Origin of the sequence: uncultured Rhodococcus sp. (assembly GCF_963525155.1) — a bacterium.
GTDB classification, from domain to species: domain Bacteria; phylum Actinomycetota; class Actinomycetes; order Mycobacteriales; family Mycobacteriaceae; genus Rhodococcus_F; species Rhodococcus_F qingshengii.
Genome location: NZ_CAURKP010000268.1, coordinates 1 through 5,494 on the forward strand (window position 1 = coordinate 1; position 5,494 = coordinate 5,494).

The 5,494-nt window shown below is 64.0% G+C and carries 5 protein-coding genes; 2 read left to right on the top strand and 3 right to left on the bottom strand.

Features of this window, described 5'->3' with window-relative positions:
- Positions 1-291, top strand: a 291-nt coding sequence (locus RWT78_RS27705) for a DUF1989 domain-containing protein (protein WP_314682404.1), incomplete at its 5' end; no start/stop codon positions are given.
- Complete coding sequence (locus RWT78_RS27710; RefSeq protein WP_314682407.1) at positions 288-2,270, top strand: 5-oxoprolinase/urea amidolyase family protein; 1,983 nt, start codon at positions 288-290, stop codon at positions 2,268-2,270. The genes RWT78_RS27705 and RWT78_RS27710, both read left to right, overlap by 4 nt.
- Positions 2,271-2,384: 114 nt before the next feature.
- Here RWT78_RS27710 and RWT78_RS27715 read toward each other — a convergent pair whose 3' ends face one another.
- The 3 genes from RWT78_RS27715 to RWT78_RS27725 all read right to left on the bottom strand — a co-directional run.
- Entirely contained in the window at positions 2,385-3,167 is a 783-nt protein-coding gene (locus RWT78_RS27715; protein ID WP_003944855.1) for a Fic family protein, read from the bottom strand.
- Entirely contained in the window at positions 3,164-4,597 is a 1,434-nt protein-coding gene (locus RWT78_RS27720; protein ID WP_003944791.1) for a putative nucleotidyltransferase substrate binding domain-containing protein, read from the bottom strand. The genes RWT78_RS27715 and RWT78_RS27720 overlap by 4 nt, the downstream gene beginning before the upstream one ends.
- A 49-nt stretch (positions 4,598-4,646) precedes the next feature.
- The coding region (locus tag RWT78_RS27725) for a DUF5995 family protein (protein ID WP_314682413.1) at positions 4,647-5,494 on the bottom strand (848 nt) is incomplete at its 5' end.

Consider the following 5,494-nt stretch of genomic DNA (forward strand, 5'->3'; position numbering starts at 1 on the left):
AAGCATCAGCACGCGTGCGTCGAGAACTTCCTCGTCGAGGGCGCAAAATGGGGGCTCGGTAAGCGGGACCTGGTGTCCAACATCAACTTCTTCATGAACGTCCCGGTCGACCCCGACGGCACACTCGGAATCGTCGACGGACTGTCGGCACCAGGCAAGCGGCTCGCGTTGCGTGCCGAACGTGACGTGCTCGTCCTCGTGTCCAACTGCCCGCAGATCAACAACCCGTGCAACGGCTTCGATCCCACGGCCGTCCGCATGATCGTCACACGGCCGGGAGCAGACGAATGAACGCAAAACTGACCATCGTGCGTCCCGGAATGCTGACGACGGTTCAGGACTATCCAGGACGCGTCGGATACTGGCAGATCGGAGTCCCACCATCGGGCCCGATGGACGACCTGTCGTTTCGGTTGGGAAACACCGCACTCGGAAACCCCGAAGGCGCCCCCGGCATCGAATGCGCGATGGCCGGACCTGCCATGACGTTCGACGAAGACACCACGGTCTGCATCACAGGTGCCCCGGTGTCGGTGACCGTCGACGCCGTCGTACACGGTCAGTGGCGTCCCGTTCTCGTCCCCGCTGGATCGGTGCTCGACGTCGGAACGGTCAGCGGCCCGGGACTGCGCATCTACGTACTCGTACAGGGCGGAATCGAGACCGACGATTATCTCGGCAGTGCGTCGACCTTCACCCTGGGCAGGTTCGGGGGACACGAAGGTAGGACTCTGCGGGCAGGAGACGTTCTCAAACTCGGACAGGCGACCGGGGTCGCGGGAGCTGTTCCCGCCGAGCATGTTCCGGCGATACACACGGGCTGGGAACTTGCGGTGACCGAGGGCCCGCACGGGGCGCCGGAGTTCTTCACCCGCTCCGACATCGACACGCTGTACGCGACCGAGTACGAGGTCCACTTCAACTCCGACCGCACCGGTGTCCGGTTGATAGGTCCGAAACCAGACTGGGCCAGAACCACCGGCGGCGAAGCGGGACTTCACCCTTCGAACATCCACGACAACGCGTATTCGATCGGTGCACTCGACTTCACCGGCGACACGCCCATCCTCCTCGGACCAGACGGACCGAGCCTCGGCGGCTTCGTCTGCCCGATCACAGTGGTGTCCGCTGATCGCTGGAAGCTCGGACAGTTGGCTCCCGGGAACAAGATTCGCTTCGTGCCGGTCCGCGCCGAACGGGCAGCCTCCCGGCGTGACCTCGGAGTATCGCGTCGAGCCTCCAGTTCGGTTGTTCATTCCTCCGGTGGTGACGGCGACGACGGCGTCATAGCCCGTCGTGACGGCGACACCGCGGTCACGTACCGGCGCTCAGGCGACGACAACGTGTTGGTCGAATACGGCGACATGAATCTCGACCTGGCGTTACGTGCGCGTGCTCATGCACTGCATCAGCGACTCGAAGCCGAGAAGCCGGCCGGACTACTCGATCTCACCCCGGGAATCCGCAGCCTGCAGGTCCGCGTCGACCCGGACGTGCTGCCCGTCGGCAAACTGATGGGAATGCTCGCCGAGGCGGAGGACACCTTGCCGGCGGCCAACGAACTCGTTGTGCCCAGTCGCACTGTGCGGATGCCACTGTCGTGGGACGACCCGGCAACGCGCGAAGCGATCCAGCGGTACATGCACGGGGTTCGCGCCGACGCGCCGTGGTGCCCGTGGAACATCGAGTTCATCCGCCGGATGAACGGTCTCGAATCCGTGAACGACGTGTTCGACACCGTCTTCGGCGCCGAATACATGGTGCTCGGACTCGGTGACGTTTACCTCGGAGCGCCGGTCGCGACGCCGCTCGACCCACGTCATCGCCTTGTCACGACCAAGTACAACCCCGCCCGCACCTGGACCCCCGAAAACGCCGTCGGGATCGGCGGGGCGTACCTCTGCATCTACGGCATGGAAGGCCCGGGCGGGTACCAGTTCGTCGGACGTACGACGCAGGTGTGGAATCACCGCCACCCCGCGAAGTCCGGGCCGTTCGAGGAGGGCACTCCGTGGTTGCTGCGATTCTTCGACCGGATCTCCTGGTACCCCGTCGAGCCGGAAGAGTTGATGGATCTGCGCGCGGACACCGCCGCCGGCCGCGGCGGGGGCGTCGAGATCGAGGACGGCAGCTTCTCGCTGGCCGAGCATCAGGAGTTCCTCGCGTCGAACTCGCGCTCGATCGAGGAGTTCCGCGCGATGCAGTCCGTCGCGTTCGGGGCCGAGCGTCAGCGTTGGTCCGACGCAGGAGAGTTCGCGCTGCCCGGTTGATGGTCGAGTGAGCACAGTCGTCTTAGAGTGAGCACCGCTTCCAGAGTGTCGGAAGCGGTGCTCACTCAGCAGTTACGGTGTTCAGTCCGCCTGGAACGGTTGCAGATGTCTGCGTCAGCGAGTCAGCGCGCGATTGAACAGATCGATGAACGGGCGAGGTGACGGGGTGCCGGTGGGCCGGAAAGGCGCAGAATCCCTCGACGCGGATACCCACTCGGTTCTGCTCACCCGCGACAAGTCGAGCTGATACCGGGTGTCCGCGGCGAGTCGGTGCAGGAAGAGGGTTCCGGTTCGCCCGTTTCCTTCCCGAAACGGGTGGGCATGATTGAGCGTCGAGTACACCGATGCGAGCGCGAACGACGCAGCGCCGTGATCGAGCGCTACCCAATCGACGGCGGCGATGATCTCTTCCACCTCGGACAGGTAGTTCCGAATCGCCGAGACCGGAGCAAACGTTGCCGCACCTTTCCTGATGTCGACGGTTCTGATATGGCCGGCCCACTGGTACAGATCTTGGAAAACGTGCTGGTGAAGTAGGAGAAGTTCGGCTGTGTCTCGCGTGTGCGGTACGAGATCGCTGCCGAGATGCGCCTCACCCAGACGAAGCGCGGTCGCCGCGAACTCGAGTGATTGCAGTGCGGCGGGATCTCGCACGTCGAAATTGTTCTCGAGAACCGATGTACCGCGATAGACGTACGGCGCTGATCGTCGCCAGCGGATCCGCGGGGGAATCGCAGACGAGAGGCCGACGGCTCGCGCCAATTCCTGCTCGAAATACTCACGCCGAGAGAGCATCCCGATCATCACGGCCTCGAGTTCCGCGATCTGTTCATCGCTCGGATCCCAGCCTTCGAGGCGCTCCGCCGCCAGAACCTGTTCGAGCGCAGTGCGATTCACGGATCGATGTCGGGTAGCGCCGACGCGGACGCGGCATATTCGAGTCGTCGTTGCACACCTGCGACCTCGCGCACTGCATTGCTCAGCAAGCTCCGCGAGAGCGGAGTGAGTTCGGAGATCACGACTTCGTCGGTCGGTGGCCGACCTGCCGCGAACTGATCGGTCTGGTGGCGGACACGAATCTGCTGCAACACCTCGAAAGATTCGATCAGTACCTGGGCGTCGTCGTCGAGTAGGAAACCGCTTCCCGCTGCAGCCTTGAGGCGTTCGAGTGTCGAACTCGTGCGGGCGCCCACGGAAATCCCCGCCCAACGAGCGATGTTCACGATCGGTTGGACGGCGCTGGCTTTGAGGTCGACGGTTCCGGTCCGACGCGTCATCACGTCCTTGAACGAATGGAGCTTTGCCTTGTCGCCGACCGCTTCGCGAAGGAGCAGTCGCATGACGGCCGGATGCAGTCGCAGTTGATCCAACGCCGCAGGGCGAGGATCCAACGCCGGATCGCCCGCGACGACGCGGGCATCCGCCAGCATCGACAACATGACCAGGGCTTGGTCCTGATACGGGTTGGACACCCATTTCCGCAGTGCAGTGCGCCATTGTGGGAGTGTCCGAGCAAACCTGGCCTGGGTCGCGACGGCGTTCTTGGTGTCGCGAGGGAACCCGCAGAGATCGAGGATGTCGTGGATCGTCTTCGCGGCGTCGGCTCCCTCGTGATGAGATTCGCCGCCCCACACCAGCGCACTGTCGATATCCGAAGAGGGGAGCGCTTCACGTCTGGCGACGCTGCCGAGCGACAGCCACGCGAAATCCGGTCGCTCATCTCCGCCCACCACCAATTCGATGGCTCGCCTGACCGTCACGTCGATCAGCACGGCCAGCGTCGCGCCGATGTCGAGCGGAGAGACCCGTGACGCCACCAATTCCGTCACCAGAACAGGGACCGCGCGGGCTGTTTCGACGAGGTGGGCGTCGTCCTGTGCTGTGGCGAGCGCTGCGCGCAGTTCGAAACCCTGATTGGTGGCCGAAGTCAGGAGGTCGCTGAGTTCGAGCACACCCATCAGTGCGCCTGCCTCGGTCACGACCGGGAGATGGCGCAATCCGTACTCGAGCATGTCGGTCACGGCGTCGGCGCCCAATCGATCCGGATCGACTGTCACTGCTGACGGCGTCATCACCGTTGATACCGGCTGACTGCTGTCGATACCACCGACTACCACGCGAGCACGTAGGTCACCTTCGGTGAAGATTCCGAAACCGGTTGTAGCCGTCGGGATCACGACAGCGCGGCGGCCCGCGTCGGTCATCAACTTCGCGGCCTCGCGGATGGTGGCCTGTTCGCTGCAGACAATTGCGGGTCCGCGCAACAGGTCTCGTACCCGGCGCATGGCGGGACTCTGCATGCCTTGCCCTGCCGAGTGCCCCGTCATGGGGTCATTGTCTCAGGTGTGTCCGTTTCAGGCAGCGGAGGGTGAGATGTCAGAGACCACCGAGTCGCGAGAGTACGTCGAGAGCGGAATCTGTAGTCCGCCAGAGCGCGTCGATCTCCTGTTCTGCGCCGGGACGTGTCTGCGGATTCTGGAGGGCGAACCCGTTGGCCAGCGTGATGGTGTTGTATCCGCTGTCGGCGGCGCGGAGCAGCAGTTCCGAGGGCTGCGAGTTTCCGGCCAATCGGTCGAGTCCTTCGCCGACGAAGTAGAAGCGCCAGAGGGGCCCGAGATCGGCGTCGTACTCGGCCTTGGTGAGCGTCACGATCGAACCACCCTTGACGGCAATGGAATCGACGATCTTGTAGAAATCGGGGACATCCTCTGCTGTGGTTCCGGAAGTTGCGACGGCGTGAGCGAGGTCGACGGTGAGATGCGCGTTGTAGCCGGCCATGGCGACTCGTGCCGGACTGGCGTCGCACTGACGCGTCAGGGTGAAGTAGTTGTTCCACGCCGGATCTGTGGGAGTGCCGGTGAACTCGGCATGGACGTTCACCAGGTACCTTCGCAGCAATTCGTAGCTGACCGAATGGGCCCACTCGTCATCGTCGAAGGCCGTGGGGTCTCGCTGCAGCGGCATCACCGCCTCGTGTTCGACAGCGTCGAGGCCGACGGAGAACAGGCCTCGCCAATCGTGGTGGGAGACGAGGATCGACGTGATCTCACGATGACGTTCGACAGCGGTCTCGAGCCGAGGTAGCCCGCCGCCGGTCAGTGTCGTGACGTCGCTGAGTTCGGCAATCCTATCGACCTCGGCATTGCTCAGCGGGCTGCCGCCAGCCGTCGAAAGACTCTCGCCCGGTTCTGCGTGTGCAGAGCCGGGCGAGAGGCACGTGACGG